Annotated in this window: 16 protein-coding genes and 1 other RNA gene; 4 read left to right on the top strand and 13 right to left on the bottom strand. The window is 70.3% G+C overall.

What is annotated here, in order from left to right; all coding sequences use genetic code 11:
* Positions 1-32: 32 nt before the first annotated feature.
* From ACQPZW_RS07285 to ACQPZW_RS07275, 3 genes are all read right to left on the bottom strand, one after another.
* Complete coding sequence (locus ACQPZW_RS07285) at positions 33-5,771, bottom strand: hypothetical protein (RefSeq protein ID WP_433794059.1); 5,739 nt, start codon at positions 5,769-5,771, stop codon at positions 33-35.
* Positions 5,772-6,044: 273 nt separating this feature from the next.
* Positions 6,045-6,251, bottom strand: coding sequence for a hypothetical protein (locus ACQPZW_RS07280; RefSeq protein ID WP_433794058.1), 207 nt, complete (start codon positions 6,249-6,251; stop codon positions 6,045-6,047).
* A gap of 594 nt (positions 6,252-6,845) precedes the next feature.
* On the bottom strand, positions 6,846-7,871 hold the full coding sequence (locus tag ACQPZW_RS07275; RefSeq protein WP_433794057.1) for an aspartate-semialdehyde dehydrogenase: 1,026 nt from the start codon (positions 7,869-7,871) through the stop codon (positions 6,846-6,848).
* A gap of 102 nt (positions 7,872-7,973) precedes the next feature.
* On the opposite strand from ACQPZW_RS07275, the gene ACQPZW_RS07270 reads away from it, so the two are divergent.
* Positions 7,974-8,771 (top strand): class I SAM-dependent methyltransferase, encoded by a 798-nt coding sequence (locus ACQPZW_RS07270; RefSeq protein WP_433794056.1) that lies wholly within the window; start codon positions 7,974-7,976, stop codon positions 8,769-8,771.
* Between the two features lie 105 nt (positions 8,772-8,876).
* Here ACQPZW_RS07270 and ACQPZW_RS07265 read toward each other — a convergent pair whose 3' ends face one another.
* The 5 genes from ACQPZW_RS07265 to ACQPZW_RS07245 all read right to left on the bottom strand — a co-directional run bounded on the left by ACQPZW_RS07265 (position 8,877) and on the right by ACQPZW_RS07245 (position 13,371).
* Entirely contained in the window at positions 8,877-9,392 is a 516-nt protein-coding gene (locus ACQPZW_RS07265) for a M15 family metallopeptidase (RefSeq protein WP_433794055.1), read from the bottom strand.
* Between the two features lie 127 nt (positions 9,393-9,519).
* A complete protein-coding gene (locus ACQPZW_RS07260; RefSeq protein ID WP_433794054.1) occupies positions 9,520-10,128 on the bottom strand; it encodes a GTP cyclohydrolase II in 609 nt (202 codons plus the stop codon).
* Positions 10,129-10,215: 87 nt separating this feature from the next.
* A complete protein-coding gene (locus ACQPZW_RS07255; RefSeq protein ID WP_433794053.1) occupies positions 10,216-11,364 on the bottom strand; it encodes a hypothetical protein in 1,149 nt (382 codons plus the stop codon).
* 27 nt (positions 11,365-11,391) lie between these two features.
* Positions 11,392-12,303, bottom strand: a complete 912-nt coding sequence (locus ACQPZW_RS07250; protein WP_433794052.1) for a threonine/serine dehydratase — start codon at positions 12,301-12,303, stop codon at positions 11,392-11,394.
* Positions 12,304-12,312: 9 nt separating this feature from the next.
* Positions 12,313-13,371 (bottom strand): type I glyceraldehyde-3-phosphate dehydrogenase, encoded by a 1,059-nt coding sequence (locus ACQPZW_RS07245; RefSeq protein ID WP_433794051.1) that lies wholly within the window; start codon positions 13,369-13,371, stop codon positions 12,313-12,315.
* Between the two features lie 208 nt (positions 13,372-13,579).
* Between ACQPZW_RS07245 and ACQPZW_RS07240 the strand changes: the two genes are divergently transcribed.
* Entirely contained in the window at positions 13,580-13,996 is a 417-nt protein-coding gene (locus ACQPZW_RS07240; RefSeq protein ID WP_433794050.1) for a toll/interleukin-1 receptor domain-containing protein, read from the top strand.
* A gap of 228 nt (positions 13,997-14,224) precedes the next feature.
* Here ACQPZW_RS07240 and ACQPZW_RS07235 read toward each other — a convergent pair whose 3' ends face one another.
* Positions 14,225-14,992, bottom strand: coding sequence for a sulfite exporter TauE/SafE family protein (locus ACQPZW_RS07235; RefSeq protein ID WP_433794049.1), 768 nt, complete (start codon positions 14,990-14,992; stop codon positions 14,225-14,227).
* A gap of 192 nt (positions 14,993-15,184) precedes the next feature.
* Between ACQPZW_RS07235 and rnpB the strand changes: the two genes are divergently transcribed.
* An RNA gene (gene rnpB / locus ACQPZW_RS07230) (RNase P RNA component class A) lies at positions 15,185-15,595 on the top strand.
* Between the two features lie 439 nt (positions 15,596-16,034).
* On the opposite strand, the gene ACQPZW_RS07225 is transcribed toward rnpB, so the two are convergent.
* On the bottom strand, positions 16,035-16,763 hold the full coding sequence (locus tag ACQPZW_RS07225; protein WP_433794048.1) for a DUF2637 domain-containing protein: 729 nt from the start codon (positions 16,761-16,763) through the stop codon (positions 16,035-16,037).
* Positions 16,764-17,051: 288 nt separating this feature from the next.
* Between ACQPZW_RS07225 and ACQPZW_RS07220 the strand changes: the two genes are divergently transcribed.
* On the top strand, positions 17,052-17,912 hold the full coding sequence (locus tag ACQPZW_RS07220; RefSeq protein WP_433794047.1) for a DUF6301 family protein: 861 nt from the start codon (positions 17,052-17,054) through the stop codon (positions 17,910-17,912).
* An 84-nt stretch (positions 17,913-17,996) separates the two neighbouring features.
* Here the strand turns inward: ACQPZW_RS07220 and mctP are convergent, their stop codons facing one another.
* The 3 genes from mctP to ACQPZW_RS07205 form a co-directional block, all read right to left on the bottom strand.
* A complete protein-coding gene (gene mctP / locus ACQPZW_RS07215; protein WP_433797458.1) occupies positions 17,997-19,583 on the bottom strand; it encodes a monocarboxylate uptake permease MctP in 1,587 nt (528 codons plus the stop codon).
* A 56-nt stretch (positions 19,584-19,639) separates the two neighbouring features.
* A complete protein-coding gene (locus tag ACQPZW_RS07210) occupies positions 19,640-19,855 on the bottom strand; it encodes a DUF3311 domain-containing protein (RefSeq protein ID WP_433794045.1) in 216 nt (71 codons plus the stop codon).
* A 133-nt stretch (positions 19,856-19,988) separates the two neighbouring features.
* Positions 19,989-21,275: a glycoside hydrolase family 18 protein gene (locus ACQPZW_RS07205; RefSeq protein ID WP_433794044.1), complete on the bottom strand. Its 1,287-nt coding sequence runs from the start codon at positions 21,273-21,275 to the stop codon at positions 19,989-19,991.
* Positions 21,276-21,310 lie beyond the last annotated feature (35 nt).

Here is a 21,310-nt window from a genome sequence, read left to right as displayed (position 1 = left end):
GCGCTTCCGGCCGACCTCACGTCCGGGCCGGATCAGCGACGGCGCGACGGCGCGCGCGACGCCTGCACCGGCTCGCTCTTCGGCGTGTTCCGAGCGGTTCGAGCAGTTCCCGGCGTACGCACGGAAGCCGCCGCATTCGCCCCCGAGCTCCGGGACGTCCGGGTCGCCTTGGCCGCGTTCCCGGTGCCGGTGGCCGCCGCGCGCCCCGCCGCCGTCTTGGCCGGAACCGTCTTGGCGTTGGCCGCCCTGCCGGCGGTGCTACTCGCCGCCTCGGCCCTGCTCCCCGCAGTCCTGCCGGCCGCGGCCCTGGCCGCCGTGGACCCGGACGCCTCAGCCGCGGTAGCCCTGGTGGCCGACGCCTTGCCCATGGTCGCCTTGGCAGCGGCTCCCTTCGCCGCCGTCACCTTGGTCGCGGTGGTCCTGGCCGCGGCCTTGTCAGCAGTCCTCTTGGCCTCGCTCGATCGTGTGGTCGCCGCTTTAGCGGTCTTCGCCCTGGCTGAGGCCGCTTTCGTGCCGGTTGTCCCGGGCACCGCAGCGCCGGCAGCACTCACCCTGGTACCAGCCGACCTCACACCGGTCGCCTTGGCCGCTGCGGACTTGGCCGCGGTCGCCTTCGCAGCAGCCGCCCTGCCTGCCGCCACCGGGTTCGCCGCCTTCGCCCCGGTCGCCTTGGTCCCAGCAACCCTGCCGGTCGCCGCGCCGGTCGCACTCGCCTTGCTCCCTGCAGCCCTGCCGGTCGCCGCGCCTGTCGCACTCGCCTTGGCGGTCGCCGCCTTGGCCCCCGTGACCTTGGCCGGAGCCGCCTTCGCCGCCGTGGCCTTGCCGGGCGCCTTCGCCGTGGTCACCTCGGCTCTGGCTGTCTTCGCCGGTGTCGCCTTCGTCCCGGTGACCTTGGCACCCGCCGCCTTGGCCCCCGTGGCCTTGACCGCCGTGGCCTTGGCCCCCGTGGCCTTGGCACCGACCGCTTTGACTGCTGTCTTGGCAGGCGCAGCCTTACCAGCCGTCGCTTTCGGCGCCCCGGCCGATGCAGCCTTGGCCACCTTGCCCGGGGCCGCCGCCCGTCCCGTGGCCTTGGCCGGAGCCGCCTTCGCCGCCCCTACCTTCGCCGCGGTCGTCTTGGCCACAGACTTCTGCGCAGGACCCCCGGCAGCCTCAGCCCTGACCTTGCCGGCAGTCGTCCTACCCGCAGCCGCCTTGGCCGCGACCTTCTTCCCTGCCGTCGCCGTGTTCCCAGCCGCCCTGACGCCGGTCGCCTTGGCAGCAGTCGCCTTTGCCCCAGTCGCCTTCAACCCAGCCACCTTCGACCCGGTCACCTTCGACCCGGTCACCTTGGCTGCGGTCGCCTTCGCTGCGGTCGCCTTCGCCGCAGTCGCCTTCGACCCGGTCACCTTCGACGCGGTCACCTTCGACGCGGTCACCTTCGACGCGGTCACCTTCGACCCGGTCACCTTCGACCCGGTCGCCCTAGTCCCCGCCGCGCTCGACCCGGTCGCCTTGGCCGCAGCCGCCTTTGCTCCGGTCACCTTGGCGGCGGTCGCCTTAGCAGCGGCCGCTCTGGTCCCCGTCGCCTTCGTTCCGGCCGCCTTGGCGGCCGCTCTGGTCCCAGCCGCTTTCGCGGTCGTCGCCTTCGCCGCGGTCGCCTTCGTCCCGGCCACCGCGGTCATGGTGGCCGACCCCGTCCTCGCCACCGTCTTCTTCGGGGCTGCGGTCTTGGCCGCCGACGTTCCCGGCCGAGACATCGCAGTCTCAGGAGCGGTCGTTTTCCCAGCTCTGGCCTTCGTAGTTCCGGAAGCCCGACCACCAACACCCTTGACCGCGGTCACCTTCGTCGCCGTCGCCTTTGCCGCGGCTTTGTTAGCGGCGGAACCGGCCGACTTCGCTGCAGTCCTCGTCGCAGCGGAACCAGTCGACTTCACCGCGGTCCTCGCCCCGGCAGAACCGGCCGACTTCGCTGCAGTCCTCGCCCCCGCAGAACCGGCCGACTTCGCTGCAGTCCTCGCCCCCGCAGAACCGGCCGACTTCGCCGCAGTCCTCGCCCCCGCAGAACCGGCCGACTTCGCCGCAGTCCTCGCCCCCGCAGAACCGGCCGACTTCGCTGCGGATTTCGACGCGGCGGAACCGGTCGCCTTGGCACCCCTCGTCCCCACCTCGGCCGCCCTTTCGGCGGACCGGGTTGTAACGGAGCCGGCCGTCCGAGAACCGGCTTCCGTCGCCTTGGATCCGGCGACCTTCTGTTTCGCGGCAGCCGACTTCGACGCGGTCATTTTGGTCCCGACAGCCTTGGCCCCGGCCGCTGTGGTTCCAACCGTCCTGGTCCCCGCCGTCCTGGTCCCCGCCGTCTTGGCCCCCGCCGTCGTGCCACCAGCAGCCCGGCCGGCAACGCCCCCGATCGTCTTCACCGGAGCCGCCTTCGGAGCGGCAGTTCCGGTCGCCGACGTGCCGGCAGCCTTGGCCCCGGCGCTTCCGGCGGCCGGGCTCTTGGCCGCTCCTCGGGCCCCCGTGCTCTTGCGGGCATTCGGAGCTGCGGTGCTCTTGCCGGCACTCGGAGCTGCGGTGCTCTCGCCGGCACTCGGGGAGGCGGTGCTCTTGCCGACGCTGGGGGCCGCGGTGCTCCTGGCCGCCGCGCCTCGGGTGGTAGCAGTCTTCGCCAAACCACGCCGCTTCGGCACGTCGGCTCCAGCAACCGCTGCAGAAGTGCCATCGATCCCGGCCGTCTCGACCGCTGTCGCTGCGGCTCGCGCCGCCTTGGCAGCCGTCCTTGCGGCACCCGCCGCCTTACTCGCGGCATCCTTACCCGCCGCAGTCTTGGGGGCCGCGCTCTTGGCGATCGTGGCCCCTGTCGCCTTGCCCGACCGGGAGCCCGAGGACCTGGAGGTGCTCGTCCGCGGTGCCGTGATCTCATCGAGTTCGGCCGCCTGGTCGTCCTCAGCGAACCGGTCGTCGTCCGGCTGGTCCGCCGTCGCCGGCTCGACCGCCGGGACCGCCGAAAACGCCGGGACCGTCGGCACCGCCCCGATCCTGCGCCGACCCGGCCCGGACGTGGAGGACCCCGCCCCGGCAGGGACGGGCACGGTGACGGTCACGACACCCGCGAAGCCGCCTTCATCCGCAAGATCCTCGTCCTCGTCGTCCTCGTCGTCGTCCTCGAACTCGTCGTCCAGGTCGTCTCTCACCGGTTCGTCCTCGAACGGCTGGAGGCGAGCACCACCGCGGTCCTGGTCACCACCCGCGGTGGCCGGGACCTCTTCGTCTTCTGGCTCGTCACCCGTGCTCGCGTCGAGATCGCGCCCGTCCGAGCTGGACACCCGGGCGAGCGTGGACACCCAGCCCGACTCCACCGCATCCGCTGGACCGGTGTAGTCCGAAGCGTCATCGTCGTCGGCGGGTTCTTCGGCTCCGCTCTCGATGGCTTCCAGGTCGGGACGGTCCGCTCCCCACTGGTCGGAGTCCTCGTCCGGTCGTACCGGTCCGTGGTTCGACGGGAACCATCCACCCACGAACGGCACGTCCCGCAAAGCTCTGGCGTCGACCTCGTCTGAGGGGCCATTCGATTCGGATGCACCCTGGTCCGGCCGCATCCCTTCGGCGGGGTGCCCGGGCGCGCGCCCGTCGGCGTCGTCTTCCCAGTCGTCGCCGGTGGAAACGGTCACCTGGCTCTTCGGCAGGTTGCTGGTGGCCGCGGCGACCCGCCGCGACCCGCCGGACCGGCGACCAGGAGCGGCCTTGACCGCTTTCGATCCGATCGGCACGGGCACGCCGCTGCCGGAAGTCCTGCCGGGCGCCTTCCCGGTCACGCCACGCCCGCCCGAGCTCACGGCAACGCTGCGCCCCCCGGCGGCCTTCCGGCTCGCCGCACGGTCGATGGCGACCACGTTCCCGGCGCCGGTCCTACTCACGTGGTTGCCGGTGACGCCCTTGGTCCCGGTCCTGACAACGCCGCCCGAAGCCTTTGCGGCACCGGCAGCGCTCCGACCCGAGACGGTCTTCCCCCCAACGACGGGTACGACGGTGCTCCTACCCGTCGCCGCCTTCCCCGGAGCAGTACGTCTCGCACTCGTGGCCCCACCCGCCGCCTTGTCGGCCACAGTGGTCCCACCCACCTCGGACCGAACCGCCGCAGACCGCGGCGCCTGAACCCGAGCCGTCACAGACTTGCCGGCCGTAGCTTTACCCGCCGCAGCCTTCGCCGCCGCGGCCTTGACCGTCGCAGCCTTCGCCGTCGCAGCCTTGACCGTCGCAGCCTGGGCAGTCGCGGCCTTGACCCTCGCAGCCTTGACCCTCGCAGCCTTGATCGCTGCAGCGGATTTGGTCGTCACAGCCTTCGCCGTCGCAGCTTTGGCCGGCGCCGACTTCACCGTCACGGACCTGGCCGCCGCAGCCTTGGCAGTCGCGGATGTCGAGGTCGCGGACCTGGCTGCCGGGATCGCCGTCGCTGATGACCGCTTGGTTGTCGTCTCGGCTGCCTTCGCTGCTTTGCCGGTGGTGGTCTTTCCGGCATTCGCCGGCGGCGTGGCCCTCTTGGAGCCCACCGCACCGCGGACATCGCTCACAGCCGCGGTGATGTTCTTCTTCGCCGTTGCCGAGCGACCACCCGTCGCCTTGCCGGTCGTGTCTCCCGTGGCCAGTCCGCCCCGAACGGTGCCGCCCGGCTTGGGGCCGGTTCGAGTCGTCGGCTCAGCCGGAGCGGGCGCTGCTGCGGCTCCGCGCTTCCCGGTCGTGGACAACCCGGCCGCACCGTTCTTACCGGCTGCGCCTCCGGCGGCGCGGCTCTTGGGCGACACACCACCGGCAGGGCTCGCCGTGGCCGCACGAGCCGATACGACCCGAACAGCCTTAGCCGCCGCAACAGCCCGCCCGGCCGGCTTCTTGGCGGTCGTCAGCTCGGCGGCGGTCTTTCCTCCGGCGCGCGGCGCAGCTACCTTCGCTGCTCCGGCATGCGAGGAGGCCGAAATCTTGGCAGCGGCGCGCGGCTTGACGGTGACAGCGCCCGCTGTCGACACCGTGCGCTCAGCCGCTGCCACACCGGTCTGCTTCCCTCGGGTCGCGGCCGCCGTCGATCCCCGACCAGCGGCCGGCACGGTGACACCGGCTTTCCCGCCCTGCTTGCCGACCACCTGCGCCGGCTTCTGCCGCCCCGCAACCTGCTTACCCGCAGCCGACTTCGCGGCCGGCTCAGCCACGGCAAGCGTTGCGGCGGCACGTTCGGCGGAAGGCTGCTTACCGACAGCGGCACCGAGGGCGGCACCCTTGGCGCCCCGCTCGGTCGTGGTCCGCTTGGCCACCGAGTCGACGGCCTGCCGCGTTCCCGCACCGCTCCTGGCCGCCGAGGCGGTCACCGCTCGCCCCGCCATGCCACCCTTCACCACCGGATCGACGGTCTTCCGCGCTGCCGCGCCACCCTTGGCCGCCGAGGCGGTCACCGCCCGAGCCGCCACGCCACCCTTGCCCGTCGGCGCGGTCACCACCCGAGCCGCCACGCCACCCTTGGCAGCCGGCGCGGTCACCTTCCGGACCGCCACGCTCTTCGCAGGTGCGGGCTTCGTTGCTGGGCCCGACCGAAGGGCTACCGCGACGCCCTTGCCGGCCGGCTTCTTCGGTGCGGGCACCGCGCCCGCGCGTACGCCGGACGCAGCGACCTTGCCGGCGGAGACAGCTCCCTTGGCGCCTGACACAGCCGCCTTACCAGCCGACACCGCCCCCTTGGCGCCTGACACAGCCGCCTTGCCGGTGGAGACGGCCGACCGCGCGCCGGCAGGGGCGGTCTTGGCCACGGTCGCCTTCGCGGTGGGGGCCGCGGCGCCGGAGCGTGTGGACCCTGATGCCGGGCGAGGTTTGGGGGCGGACGTGCCGGAGGGTTTGGAGGCGGTCGCGCGGGTGCCCGTACCGGATGAGGTGGTTTTGGGTCGGGGGCCCGTGCCGGAGGCAGCGGGCCTGGTCGAGGCCTTTTTGGCAGCGGGCATCGAGGTGTTCCTCCTTGCGAATGGGCACGTCCGCGCCGGGAGACTCACGGCTCCGGCTCAGGACGGCCGGAGCGGCGGATTACGTCAGCTGGCTTCCCCGGTCCAGCGGGCGTCCTCGGCATCCCACTCGGCATTGCGCTTCTCGACGGTCTCGAGTGCCCGCGTCGCTTCGTCAGCCGTGGCGTAGGGACCGAGCCGGTATTGAGCTGGGCATACGTCGTCGCCGCTCTCCACGCGGTGGTCGCGGAGGCACCAGAAGTAGCCCGCTGCGCCCAGCCCACTGTCGTTCATTCCATCACTGTGCCGCTAAAATCGGCCAAGCGCTACCGATTCGGGCAAAAAGTCCCAAATTCCTATTGTTAAGCTGAACAAAGGCTCTGCAAACCCGCCAACGGGGCACGGACCGGCGCTAAGAGGCCGCTACGGCAACGCCTTGTCGGGGTGGATATCCCCCTGTCCGGCAGCCGAAACCGCAGCGGACGACAAAGGCGGCGATGACTTTCCGCGGCGTCGAACGCACCCGCGAACCCGCACGGAAGCAAGGACCCGAGCCGGCACAGAGCAAACACCCGAGCCGGCACAGAAACGTGCGGCACCGGCTCGCACGGACATGCACATGCCGGTACAGAACGGGTGCGGCCGCGCGGGACGTATACACGCGAGCCGGTGCAGAATGCGTGCGCGCGTAGTTAGTGGCGAGGACCCGCACGCGGTAACGGCGAGGGACGCATACGCCCGTGAGGCGCGCCGGAGCCGGGAGGCCGGGACCGCGTCGCGCCGGGAGCCACGGGGCAGGAACGCTGCGGTCGGGGCGGGCCGGCCCGTACCGCAGAAGGGGTTGAATGCCGCCCGGACCATGACGGCCGGGCGGCATCTCGCGGTGCGTCAGCGCAGTTCGGCGGCGACCAGTTCGGCGATCTGGACCGCGTTGAGGGCCGCGCCCTTGCGGAGGTTGTCGTTGGAGATGAAGAACGACAGGCCGTTCTCGGCGGTGGGGTCGACGCGGAAGCGGCCCACGTAGGCCGGGTCACGGCCGGCCGCCTGGAGCGGGGTGGGCACGTCGGAGAGCTCGACGCCGGGTGCGGACGCCAGGATCTCCCGGGCCCGCTCGGGGCTGACCGGGCGGCTGAAGCGGGCGTTGACCTGCAGGGAGTGGCCGGTGAAGACCGGCACCCGGACGCAGGTGCCGGAGACCAGCAGCTCGGGGAGCTCGAGGATCTTGCGACTCTCGTTGCGGAGTTTCTGCTCCTCGTCGGTCTCGTAGCTGCCGTCGTCGACGAACGAGCCGGCCTGCGGGATCACGTTGAACGCGATCGGCTTCGGGAAGACCTTGGACTCGGGGAACTCGACCGCGGAGCCGTCATGGGTCAGCTCGGTTGCGCGGTCGGCGACCTTCTTGACCTGCTCGTCGAGCTCGGCCACACCGGCGAGGCCGGCGCCGCCGACGGCCTGGTACGTGGTGGCGATGAACGACACCAGCCCGGCCTCGTCGTGCAGCGGGCGCAGCACGGGCATCGCGGCCATGGTGGTGCAGTTGGGGTTCGCGATGATCCCCTTCGGGCGGACGCGGGCCGCGTCGGGATTGACCTCGGCGACGACGAGCGGCACGTCGGGGTCCATCCGGTACGCCGACGAGTTGTCGACGATGACCGCGCCGGCCTCGGCGAAGCGCGGCGCATACTCCTTCGAGCCGCCCTTGCCGGCGGAGAAGAGCACGATGTCGAGGCCGGAGTAGTCGGCCGTGGCGGTGTCCTCGACGGTCACGTCGCCGTCGCCCCACGAGATCGTGCGGCCCGCGCTGCGCGCGGAGGCGAAGAGCCTGAGCTGGGTCACAGGGAACTGGCGCTCGGCAAGGATGCGGCGCATGACGCCGCCCACCTGTCCCGTCGCACCGACGATACCGATCCTCATGGGCACCAAAGTACGGCCTGAACTGGTGATCTTAAAATCGACTTGCCCACATCATGAGAAGAGTGTCCCACATTTGAAGACTGCGGGCCTAGCCTCGGACCCATGGCGACCTACACCCATGGACACCACGAGTCGGTCTTGCGCTCACACCGGTGGCGCACCGCAGAGAATTCGGCGGCGTACCTGCTGCCACATCTTTCCTCCGGATTCTCCCTCTTGGACGTCGGATGCGGGCCGGGGACGATCACGGCCGAGCTGGCTGAGCTGGTCGCACCCGGACGGGTGACGGCACTGGAGCAGACGCCCGCGGCCCTCGACCTGGCCCGCGCCGAGATCGCGCGCCGTGGGCTGACCGGCGTCGACTTCGCGGTCGGTGACGTGCACGCGCTCGACTTCCCGGACGGCACGTTCGACGTGGTGCACGCCCACCAGGTGCTGCAGCACGTGGCCGATCCGGTGGCGGCACTGCGCGAGATGCGCCGGGTGACGAGCCCGGGCGGGCTGGTCGCGGCGCGTGACAGCGACTACGCGGCGTTCACCTGGTTCCCGGCGGTGCCCGAGCTCGACGAGTGGCTGGACCTCTATCAGCGGGTGGCCCGGAGTAACGGCGGCGAGCCGGACGCCGGGCGACGGCTGCTGTCGTGGGCGCGGGCGGCCGGGTTCACCGACGTCACCGCCACGGCGAGCGTGTGGTGCTTCGCCGACCCCGAGGACCGGGAGTGGTGGGGCGGCATGTGGGAGGAGCGGGTGCTCAAGTCGGACATGTCAGCGAAGGCGGTGCACACCGGAGCGGCGACCGAAGCTGATCTGCGACGGATCTCGGCCGGCTGGCGCCGGTGGGCCGACGACCCCGACGGCTGGCTGATCATCCCGCACGGCGAGATCCTCTGCCGGGTCTGAAGCCGCACCCGGAAGCTGCGTCTGAAAGCCGGACGCGGAAGCGGCTCTGAAGCCGGACCCGAAAGCGGTCTGAAGCCGCACCCGGAAGCGGCTCTGAAGCCGGGCCTAGGAGGGTGGGCGGAACGCCCAGTGCCACGACTCCCGCGGCACGTTCTCCACGAATCCGTAGTTCTTGGCGTTCTTGCGCATCCAGGAGAGCGCCTCGGAGTTGAGGTCCAGGTCGGTGGCCATGCCCCAGCCGTGCTCGCTGGTGCCGGGCTTGGCCGCCAGACCGCCCTGTGAGTAGAGGCCCTTGCGACGGGCCAGGTCGACCTGCTCGGCGTACGGCCGGTACGAGTCGGTGATGCCGATCTTGACGCCTTGGCTCCGGGCGTCCTCGATCATCCGGTTCAGGTTCTCGGCGGCCGGGGCCCACAGCTTGTGGCCGGTGTTGCCCACCCGGCCGAGCGCCTCAGCGGGGATCTTGCCGTTGCCGTACGCGGCAAGATCCTCCGGGATACCTTTGCTATTGAGTTTGTGGGTTTTGTCCGAAGCCCCGGTGGATGCCACCGCGCTCTGGAGATGACTGGCGAAACTCGCCTGCGCGGGCGTCTCCGTCCGGGCACGCGCCGTCGTAGTCATGGCCTGCTGTCCCTGCATCGCGAGAATCCGGCTCTGAATATCCGCGATGCGTGAATTCACTCCCTCGATGCCCACGCTTTCCCGTTCGGCGCGCCCCACGGAATCTGAGGCGCAACCGACGAGAAACTCAGGACGCGGGTGCCAGGTCGATCGTGTGCTTGGTGTGCGCCACCTTGGCCTGCAGGTAGCGGACGTTGGCCGGCGAGGCGTGCACCCCGGTCGGCCGGACCGCCCGCACGTCCACGCCCAGGTCACGCAGCTGCTGCGACTTGTCCGGGTTGTTGGTGAGCAGCTCGACCGACTCGGCGCCGAGGGCGGCCAGCATCTGCGCGGCGGCGGTGTAGTCACGCTCGTCGTCGGCGTGGCCGAGGGCACGGTTCGCCTCGTACGTGTCCATGCCGAGGTCCTGCAGGGCGTAGGCGTCGAGCTTCGCGTACAGCCCGATGCCACGGCCCTCCTGCCGCAGGTAGAGCAGGTAACCACCGGTCTCGGTGATGCGCTCGACGGCCTCCCGCAACTGGGGGCCGCAGTCGCAGCGCTGCGAGCCGAAGACGTCGCCGGTCATGCACTCGGAGTGCAGCCGGACCAGTGGTGACTCGGCCTTCGCCACATCCCCGAGGGCGAGCGCGAGGTGCTCCTTCCCGTCGGACAGACCGGTGAAGGTGACGACCTCCGCGACGGTGCGATACCCGTCGGGGAACTCGAGCGGAACGGTGACGCGCGTACGAACCGGCATGCCCTCTCCCTGCACTTGATACTTCAAGTACGGATCGACCGTACGCGGCGGTTCATGAGGTGGCCACGGTTGCCGATGGGTCGCCGGTCACAGGCCCAGATCGACCTCGGATGTCCTGTCTGTTCGGTTCGGGAGAATGTTGGTGATGAGCACGATCAGGCAGCCGATCGCCGCGTAGAGCACCAGCACGGTCAGATGACTGCCGATCGGGGCGTCCGGAAAGTAGAGATTGTCACGAACCGCCTGCACGCCGGCACCGGTCGGCAGGTGCTCCCCCAGCTCACGACCGAACACCGGGAGGAACTCCGGCAGGATGCTCGCACCCGAGATCACCGTGCCGATCGTGAAGTAGAACGCGCCGACCAGCGCGCCGGCCGGGCCGACCAGGGCCACCGCGCCGGCCGTCGAACCGGTCACTGCCAGCGAGATCAGCGAGAAGATGCAGAGCATCTCCACCCGGTCGGCACCCTCGCCGACACCGAACCAGGTCATCGACCAGAGGACCGCGGCGGCCGACCCCACCGCGTAGAGGATCAGCGTCGCGAGGTGCGCGACACCACGGCGCCACGATCTGCGGGTACGGGGAATGAGGCGCCCCAGGCCCATCGACGCGATCGTCCCGCCCAGCGACAGCGCCTGGGTGAGGAAGCCCAGCGACACCCCGTTGACGTCGTCCGCCGGCAGCGGCACCACGTCGACCACCTTGGGGGTCGCGATCAACGACTGGGCCGCCGCCACACCGATCGTGTCACCGGCCTGGGCCAGCTGTTTCGCCTTCTGCTGCTGCATCACGCCGGTATAGGTGGAGCGCAGCAGCGACGCGGCCGACGTGCCCGCCGCCCCGGCCACGTAGAGCACCGGCTCGCTCCCCGTCACGTCGACCCCGCCGTACACCTCGCGCTCTGTGATCGCCGTGGTCAGGACGTCGGCCGAGGCGTAGTCGACGACCTCGAACACCCCGTCCTGCTCCAGCAGTGCGGTGATCGACTCGCGCTGCTCGCCGCCGGCGACCAGGCCGACCGGCAGGTCGTGCGGGGCGGCCTTGTGCCCCATGCCCAGGTAGTAGGCGGTCAGCAGCAGCTGCACCAGCACGCCGACGACGCAGACGACCGTCGCGAACCGGCGAAAGCTCGTGACCGAGGCCTCACCGGCCGCAGGCTGGGCGACCGCGGGCTCGTGGTCCGCGGGCTCACCGACCACGCGTTCGGCGTCCGTTTCGGGCTTTTCGTCCGTCACCAGACGAGCCTCGCCGAACCGGCCGCTCTACGTGGTCAGATCGGCCGGATCGGTGTTGGCGCCGCAGAGCAGGACGACCACACGCTCGCCCGGCTCGGGGCGGTAGGCACCGGAGAGCACGGCGGCGTGGGCGGCGGCGGTGCCGTGCTCGACCACGATGCGGTGCTCGTCCCACAGTCTCCGGCGCGCTTCGACGATCGCGCCGTCCTCGACGAGGATGGAGTCGATCTCCGCTTTCCGCGCCAGCTCGAAACCGATGGTCCCGATTCGCCGGGCGCCCAGCGAGTCGGCGGCGACACCGGAGACCGGCACGTCCACCGGCCGGCCGGCGTCCATCGCGGCGCGCAGCGCACAGGAGCCGACCGGCTCCACCCCGACGACCCGGACACTCCCGGGCAGTCCGGCGATGATCCCACCGATCAGGCCACCGCCCCCGACCGCGACGAGGACCGTGTCGAAGCCGTCCGGCAGCTGCTCGACGAGCTCCAGGCCGAGGGTGCCGTTCCCGGCCACCATCGCCGGGTCGTCGTAGGCGTGGCAGAACAGCGCTCCGGTCTGCTCCGCCCGGACCACCGCGGCCGCGTACGCCTCCGCATACTCCCGGCCCTCCTGGACGACCCGCGCGCCCAGCTTGCCGAGTTTCGCGACCTTGACCGCCGGCGCGGTGACCGGCACGAACACCTCCACCGGATGACCCAGCTCCCGGGCGGCGAAGGCGGCGGCCAGCCCGGCGTTGCCACCGGAGGCGGCGACCAGACCGGCCGCGGTCACCGGGCCGGCGAGGATCCGGTTCATCATGCCGCGCGTCTTGAACGAGCCCGCGTGCTGCGTGAGCTCGAGTTTGAACCACAGGTCCGGGCCGGCGGCGAGCACCGGGGTCCGCCGGATCCGCCCGTCGATGCGCTTCGCCGCCGCTCGTACGTCCGCCAGGTCGATCACGAGGCCAGCCTAGGCGACGCTCCACGAGACCCGGCTCGAGCCGACCGGTAAACGCCCACCGACCAGGCGCGCGAGGTCCAGTAATCGGTTGGAGAAGCCCCACTCGTTGTCGAACCAGCCGCGCACCTTCACCCCGCCGTCCGCGGTGGTCTGCGTGCCGGACGGGTCGAACAGGCAGGACGCCGAGTTGTTCTTGACGTCGACGGAGACGGTCGGGTCGGGGTCGTAGGCGAGGATGCCGCGCAGCGGGCCGGCGGCGGCCTCGGCCATCGCCCGGTTCACCTCATCGGCGGTCACCGGGCGGCCGGTCTGGCCGGAGAGCTCGGCCAGCGAGCCGATCGGGGTGGGCACGCAGTAGTAGCTGTAGCGCATCTCCCCGATCTCGGGCAGCGCCACCCGGACGAGATCACCGACCACGTAGTTGTGGGGAATGATGCTCTCCCCGCCGGCCCGGCCCAGACGCGGATCGTCGCGGGAGTTGCCGACGGCCGAGTCCTGGACCCGCTGCCAGCCCTGGCCGGCCAGGATCACCGAAGTGTTCACCGAGCCCAGCCCGAACCGGTCGAGCAGCACCTTCGCCATCACCGTCAGCGCGTTCACCCCGCACGAGGCCGGGGAGACGACGTCGTGGCCGACCGGGTCGTAGCTCTGGTGGTTGGCCCCGAAGATCAGGAAAGCGTCCGGGTCGTCGGCGGAGGCGCTGATCACCACCTTGCGGGCGCCGCCGTGGCTGATGTGCTGGCGGGCCGTGGTCCCGGCGCGGAATCGGCCGGTGGCCTCGATGACCACGTCCACCCCGTGGTCGGCCCACGGGATCCGTTCCGGTCGCTCATGATGGAACGCCCGGATGGCATGGTCGTTCACCACCAGGTAGTCCCCCCTGGCGGTGACCGTGCCGGGGAACGAGCCCCGGATGCTGTCGCGCCGGAGGCCGTATGCCAGCTTCTCCGTCGACGCGATGTCATTGACCGCGGCGATCTCCACACCCGGGTTCGGCACGGAGGCCACGATCCGGGTCAAACTTCGGCCGATCCGCCCGAGTCCATTGATCCCGATCGTGACAGTCATCGAGCGCTCCTCGATTTGTGATGCTTTGGCAGCGTTTCCCCCGCGACTTGGCCACCCTCGTTCCCGTAAGGGTCCACCCGCAGTCACGACACCGACACTAAGAGTTGTGCAAGTTGCACGTCAACGCACGACATTCTCACACCCCGCCATCGGAGGACTACGCAAACCCCATCGAGCACTGTGGAACGGCATCCGTCATGCTGGAAGAGTGCCGGTGCTCGTCTCCCACTCCGCCGCCGACGAGCCGTGGGCACAATGGATCTCCGCATCCCTCCGCGCCGCCGGTCACGAGGTGCGTCTCGACCCCGCCGGGCCGGCCTTCGCCGAGCGCCTCGCCGAGGGACGTTTCAGCAGCACCGGCCCGGTTCTCCTGCTGCTGTCGGCGGAGCATCGCGGCGCCCCCGCCGACTGGTCCCTCCTCGCCGGAGCGTCCACACTCGTCGGCCGTCTCATCGCCCTGCGCCTCGACGGCTGCGAGGCGCCGCGCGCCCTCCGCGCCATCCCCTGCCGCAGCCTCCACGGCCTCGACGAGGAGGACGCGCTGGAACTGGTCCTCTCCCTCGCCGGCGGCCTCCGCCGAGAAAAACTCCGGACGAGAGGTTTGCCCACCGGTTCCCGGTGGTAAGCGATTCGCCGTCAAAGCAGACCCCCGCAGCGGTACGCCGTAAGCACCCGCTTTCCGAACAGGACGTTCCCTCCGGACCGGTTGGCGACCGGCCCAGCCGCCGGGTGCGGTGCCGGCACTCCCGCCCCGCACCCGGCGGCACACCCCACCCTGTTCCGCACCGCCCCCACCCACCACCGGCGTCACCCACCGCCGGCACTGTCACCCCACCACGGTTCCCACGCCCCATCAGACGAAGGAGGCGCGGTAGAACAGAAGGAGGCCGATGCCGGCGCCGAAGGTGACGATGAGGTATTTGAGGACCCGCTGGGACATGCGCCGGGCGAGACGCGCTCCGGCGTAACCCCCGATGATCGTGGCCGGGGCCAGGGCCGCCACGGCAGCCCAGTCGACCCGCGCGAACACCGCGAAGACCAGCAGCGTCACCAGGCCGACCGTGGCCGACAGGACGTTCTTGAGGGCGTTGATCCGCTTCAACGGCTCGTCGATGATCAACGCCAGGGCCGCGACATACATGACGCCGAGCGCGGCCCCGAAATAGCCGCCGTAGATCGCCCCCACGAACACGACGCACTGCAGCGTCACCGCGGCCCGCCGCGGCGACATGCTCCGCGGATGCCCGACGAACGCCCGCAGCCGCTCCTGAAACGCCAGCGTCGCCGCCGCTCCCAGCACCAGGAACGGCACCACCAGCTCGAACGCCCGAGCCGGAGTGAGCAGCAGCAGAGCGCACCCCACCGCCGAGCCCGTCACCGCGGCGGGAGCAGTCGCCCGCACCCGCCGACCCTGCCCGGCGAGATCGGCCCGGCTCCCGGCGACACTCGACACGTATCCCGGGAACACCGAGACCGAGTTGGTGACATTCGCATCAACCGACGGCAGTCCGATAGCGATCAGACTCGGGAAGGTGATCAGCGACCCGCCCCCGGCGATCGCGTTGATCGCCCCGGCCGCGACACCGGCCACCACCAGCAGCAAGATCTCCGTGACATCCATATTGCAGCCGACCCTACGTCCATCCCGGCGCCCCCGGTCGGGTGATCTTCCCCGTGCCGGCAGCCCCCGCATTCCCGAACGCCGAGCGTCCTACCAACCGATGCGCCGGCGGGACCGGGCGGCCGGGTGGGGCACCGGGGGCGGGTGGCGGGAGAGCAGATCGGGCGGCACGTAAGATTGCGGTGCGACGGACGAGTCGGCTGGGCGGCCGCGTCGGCATCCGCAGGGGTGCCGCCGAGGAACGTCCGGACTCCGCAGAGCAGGGTGGTTGTTAACGGCAACCCGGGGCGACTCGCGGGAAAGTGCCACAGAAAACAGACCGCCGATGACGTACGACGTACGCCATCGGTAAGGGTGAAACGGTGAGGTAAGAGCTCACCAGCACCCCGGGTGACCGGGGTGGCTCGGTAAACCCCACCCGGAGCAAGGCCAAGCAAGGCCCGAGCCGCAAGGCGGAGGCCGGCGCAGGCGTTCGAGGGCTGCTCGCCCGAGCCTGCGGGTAGGCTGCTCGAGCCTGCCGGCAACGGCAGGCCTAGATGGATGGCCGCCACCGGTGACCTCGGTCGCCGGCCACAGAATCCGGCGTACACGCCGACTCGTCCGCCGCCCTCCAGGTCAGAGTCCCTCAGCAGGCTCTGACCTGGAGATAGCCCTCACGGCCCTACCCGGAGCTTTGAGCTCTCAGGCTGTCGAGTACACGTTCCACCTCCCGGTGGCTCTCCTCCTGGATGCGGTTCAGTACGTCTGCGATCTTCTCGAGATCGACGTCTGATGCCTGAAGATGCTCGACTAGCTTCTCGGCCGTTATGCAGAGAGCGGGACCCGGCGGCGTGTAACTCATAGGTCCACGGTGACAGGACAGGCGGTGTTCGTTCTCGACTTTCCGTCAAGTCAGCTTTGACACCAGACGGTGAGGAAGGGATCGGGCAGTGGGCACACATTGTGGGCAGGCCCTCTGGTCTGCCGCCGCCCGCATTCCCGCGCGGGCGGCGGTGCGCTGCCCTCGGCGAGGGCCTACCCGCCGGCGGCACGTCCCAGGCTGTCAGGAGGCGCGGTGGGCGCCGACCGGCTCCTCGAAGGTCGCGCGGCCCTCGCGGAGGAAGCGGTCCAACTCGACCTGATCCAGGGCTTCGCGGTCGGCTTTGGCCTTGGCTCGTTCGGCGGCTCGGGCGGCTCGGGCTCGGGCCGCCTCCTCGGCTGCCTTCGCCGTGGCCTCGGCTGCCTCCTGTTTGGCGCGGCGGGTGGCGGCTGCCTTCGCGGCACGGGCTTTGGCGACCTCGGGGTCGAGTTTGCGGTTCGGGTTGACCTCGGTGATCACGGCGACCTCGCGGGCCTCGATGGCGGCGAAGTCGGGACGGATCTTGGCGGCCACCCATTCGACTCCGGCTACCAGGCCTACCACCAGGGCGAAGATGATGCGCAGGCCGAGTGGGCCGGGAGCGGCGAAGTTCACCGCGGCGGAGATGACCACCACCACGGCGAGGATCTTCATGGCGGCGCGCTTGGCGTCGGCGGCCATGCCCGCGGTGTGGGCGATGGTCAGCATGGAGAGCATGGCCAGGTCGAAGACGGCCGGCACGATCCAGGCGAACATGCCGGCGCCGAGTGTGGCCAGGTAGTGCGCCTGATGCAGGTAGCTGGCGGCTAGCGCGCCGACGAGGATCAGGCTGTTGGCGCGTTTGATGGTTCGGATGGCCCTGAGCATGCCGGGTACCGCGCCTTTGGCGTACTCGGTGGCGAACTGCTGCGTCAGAGTCGTCTGGCTGGCCAACGCTGAGCTCCTCCGCGGGGTCACGAGGCGGATCACGAAGCGGATCACGAAGCGGGAACGGGACTGGGCACGAAGCAGGAACACCGGTGAGCGCGGAGTGGATCACGAGGCGGTTCACCGGGGCCTGGCACGGGGCCGATCAAGGGGTGGGGCGGCGCCAGACCAGACGCTACCGGACCATCAGCCCCATCTGTGGCGAGTCGGACTAATACCTAAATTCGCCTCGCGTATGCCCGTATCCCTCAGGCATCGTGACGCCGGATGACCCCGATGGGCAAGAATTGTCCGGTGCACGTGGTGGCTCGGACCGTGGCCGCGGTCGCCGGAATCGAGTGGGCCTGGGCGGCCGATCAGCTGGAAGAGCTGGTCACCGCCGCGGGGTGGATCTATCGACAACCCTTTGAAGGGACCGTCAGCTGTACGTTCGACGCGGCTCCGGGACGGGCGGGCGCGTTCCTGTTCGGCGCCGAGGTGACCGCCGTGTATCTCAATCTCCACGAGTCGGACGGCCTGGGCGTGCCGGCCCGGCGGGATCTCTTCGTGGCCGCTGTCTCCGAGATCAGCGCACAGCTGGGGCCGCCGCCGATGCGGTGCCCTGGCCCCGACCCGAGTGTGGGCTGGTGGGTCGCGGCCGGCGTGCTGGAGATCGTCGACCGGGCCGCGGTGCTCGATCTCTGGCTACGGCCGGCCCCGCGCCGCGTCCCGCCCCCGACGATCCCGGCCGCGGACAGGCGGGTGAACCGGGCCGCACCGAGGACAGATCACGCGGCGGACAGACCTGTGGACCGGGCCGCGCCGGAGACAGATCGCGCGACGGACGGGCGGGTGGACTGGGCGGGGCTGGAGGAGGGCTTCGCTGCAGCCGTCGCGTCCCTGGTGGCGGGCACGACGGTGCGGCTGGAGAGCACCGCGGAGCAGGCACCGGGCGACGCGACCGGGACACTCGTCGAGCTGCGGCAGGCCGAGGACTGTCTGACGGTGCGCGTCGGCGACGGGACGGAGACGATTCAGTGGCCGGCGGCCGGTCAGGCGTACCGCACGATCGCCGGAAACCTCGTCGCCGTGCTGCGGGAGAGGGCCGGAGACCCGGCCGACCTGGTCTATCGATCGGCTCTGCCGGTGCCGCATCTCCCGCTGCGCCGGGCCTGAGCCCGCCGCAGCGACAAAGCAACGGCGGGCGCCGGCCGCCGCGACGAACGGTGGTGGCCGGCGCCCTTCGCAGTGAAGGAACCGTCAGGTCGAGGAGACGTTGTCGACGGGGGTGGTGTGCTGGCGTTCGATCCGGGCGTCGCCCTCGTCGGCGAAGTAGTCGTCGGCCTCGGTGCCGTCCACGCCTTCCGGCGTCTTGGCGGCCCGCAGGACCAGCGTCACGATCACCGCGACCAGCGCGTTGACCAGAACCGCCACGAACCCCACGTAGATCGTCTTCGTGCTGTCGAGACCGAATTCGGACAGCGGGAACGCCGATCCGCCGAAGTGCTTGCGTCCGGTGGCCGCGTTGGGGATCTGCCAGAGCATCCAGAATCCGATGGCCATGCCGGCCGCCCAGCCGGCGATGAGCGCCCCCCGGTGCAGCCACCGGGTGTAGAGGCCGACCACCACGGCCGGCGCCGTCTGCAGGATGATCACGCCGCCGATGAGCTGCAGGTCGATGGAGAACTGCGGGTCGAGGAAGACGATGCAGGCGACCGCGCCGATCTTCACCACCAGCGAAGTGATCTTGGCGACGTTGGCCTCCTGCGCGTGGGTGGCGTCCTTGCGCAGGTACTCCTTGTAGATGTTGCGGGTGAACAGGTTGGCCGCGGCGATCGACATGATCGCGGCCGGGACCAGGGCGCCGATTCCGATGGCGGCGAAGGCGACGCCGGTGAACCAGGCCGGGAACTGCTGGTCGAAGAGGACCGGTACGACGGTGTTGCTGTCGACGGTGCCGGGTTTCGCCCCGGGCAGCGGTTTGACCCCGGAGGCGATGGCCATGTAACCGAGCAGCGCGATGAGGCCGAGCAGCAGGCTGTACGCGGGGAGCGCCGACATGTTGCGCTTGATGACGTCCCGGTTCCTACCGGCCAGCACCCCGGTGATGCTGTGCGGGTAGAGGAACAGGGCGAGCGCCGAGCCGAGGGCCAGGGTGAAGTACTGGACCTGGTTGTTGGCGTTGAGGATGATGCCGTCGTTGGGCGCCGGGGACGCCTGGAACTTGGCGTCGGCGGCGTCGAAGATGGCGTTCCAGCCGCCGAGCTTGTAGGGCAGATAGATGATCGCCACCAGGATCACGATGTAGATCAGGGTGTCCTTGACGAAGGCGATCAGGGCGGGCGCCCGCAGCCCGGACTGGTAGGTGTAGGCGGCCAGGATCGCGAACGCGATGATGATCGGCAGGTGCCGGGCGATCGCGCTCTCCCCGGTGACGCCCATCGTCTTGAGGACGGCTTCGATGCCGATCAACTGCAGCGCGATGTACGGCATGGTCGCCACGATCCCGGTGATCGCGATGACGAGTGCGAGGGTCGGCGAGTCGAACCGGGTCCGCACGAAGTCGGCCGGGGTGACGAAGCCGTGCCGGTGCGACACCGACCAGAGCCGGATCAGGATCAGGAAGAACAGCGGGTAGATGACCACGGTGTAGGGCACCGCGAAGAACCCGGCCGCGCCGGCGCCGAAGACCAGGGCGGGCACGGCGACGAAGGTGTACGCCGTGTAGAGGTCACCACCCACCAGGAACCAGGTGATCCAGCCGCCGAAGCTGCGCCCGCCCAGCCCCCACTCGTCGAGGTGGGCCATGTCCTTGGGCGCCCGCCACCGGGACGCCACGAAGCCCATCCCACTGACCAGCAGGAACAGGGCCGTGAAGACGATGATCTCGGTCAAATGCTCTCTCACGGCCGCCGCCTCCTGGTCATCTGGTAGACGACGGTGGTGGTGGCGACGCCGAGCAGGATGAAGGCGAACTGCAGCCAGTAGAAGAGCGGGAAGCCGGCGAGGCGCGGCTCGTCGTAGTTGTAGAGGAAGGTCAGCAGCGGCACCACGATCGGCACCACGAGCAGCCAGTTCCAGGGACTTCTATCGGTTCTCCGACGTTCGGGCTCAGCCATGAGTCCTCCTCCGTCCACATTGCGTGTGGTTCACGTCACGCTAACGAGACTCCGGACGATCGAGCGATCCCCTGTGCGCCGAACGGGTGCGGCGGTGCGCCGAGTGGGCACACCGCCGCATCGATGAGAACGATTACCGCAGACCCGCGGAGATGGCCTTGGTGAGCGACGCGTTCTCGTCGTCACCGTCGAGCGACCACATCATCGCGCCGCCGAGTCCCTTGGCCCGGATGTAGAGCGATTTCTGGAAGACGACGGCCGGGTCGTCGTACGTCCAGAAGGTGTTGCCGTCGTAGAGCCACGCGTGACCGTTGCGGATGTCCCGGTGAACCTTGAAGCCCTGTGCCGTCAGCTTCTTGAGGGTCTTGAAGTCCTCGGAGCCGGCGGCGAAGACGCCGGGCGCCGGGCCGGTGGCCGGGCCGAAGAGGCCGCTGCGGCCGCCGGTGACGCCGGTCCAGCCCTGCCCGTAGTAGGGCACGCCGAGGACCAGCTCCTTGCGCGGCGCCCCGCCCGCGATCCAGGCGTTGATGGTGCTGTCGACGGAGAAGTCCGGGTTGTCGGGCGCCCCGGCGGGCACGCGCAGCGCCGACTGCTGGTTGGCGCGCTGTTCCCAGCTGCCGTGGAAGTCGTAGCCCTGCACGGTGCCGAAGTCGAGGTACTTGAAGATCTTCTTGACCTCGAAGCCGGCCTCGATCTTCGCGGGCGCGGCCGGCAGGAACGCGGTGAGCAGGTACTTCTTCTTGTTCTTCTTACCGAGCTGGTCGAGCTGGGTGCGGAACTCGGCGAGCAGCAGCGTGAAGTTCTGCTTGTCCTCGGGGCGGATGACGTTGCCGTCGTTGCCGGACGAGCCGGGCCACTCCCAGTCGAGGTCGATGCCGTCGATGATGCCGGCGGCGACGCCCTCGGGCAGGCCGGTCAGGTTGCCCTTGATCCACAGGTCGATGCAGGAGCCGACCAGCTTCTTACGGGACGCGTCGGTGAGGACGGCGTCCGAGAAGTACGCCGAGCCGGTCCAGCCACCGAGCGAGATCAGCGCCTTGAGCTTGGGGTTCTTCTTCTTGAGCTCGGCGATCTGGTTGAGGTTGCCGGAGATCGGCTGGCCGGCGACGTCGGCGACACCGTCCACACTGTTCTCCGCCGAGAACGGCGTCTGCCAGTCGGCCCACGGGTCGGCCGAGGCGCACACGCCGTCGGCGGTGACCGGGCCGAAGGCGTAGTTGAGGTGGGTCAGCTTGGCCGCGGCGCCGGAGCTCTGCACGTCGGCGAGCTGGAAGTCGCGGCCGTAGATGCCCCACTGGGTGAAGTAGGCGACCTTGGTGTATCTGTCGTTCCCATGTGCCTGTGCGGGAGCCGGTGCGGCCGCCACGAGACAGGTGGCAGCGGCCGCCGCGGCGACGAGGCGGCGGGTGGAACCGCGCATGAGCCCTCCAGGGCGAAACGTTGAAGAAAGTTTCC

It is taken from the genome of Actinoplanes sp. CA-252034 (assembly GCF_050956125.1).
Taxonomy (GTDB): domain Bacteria; phylum Actinomycetota; class Actinomycetes; order Mycobacteriales; family Micromonosporaceae; genus Actinoplanes.
Note: the sequence above shows the minus strand (reverse complement) of the source record. Positions and strands in the feature narration are given on the sequence as shown.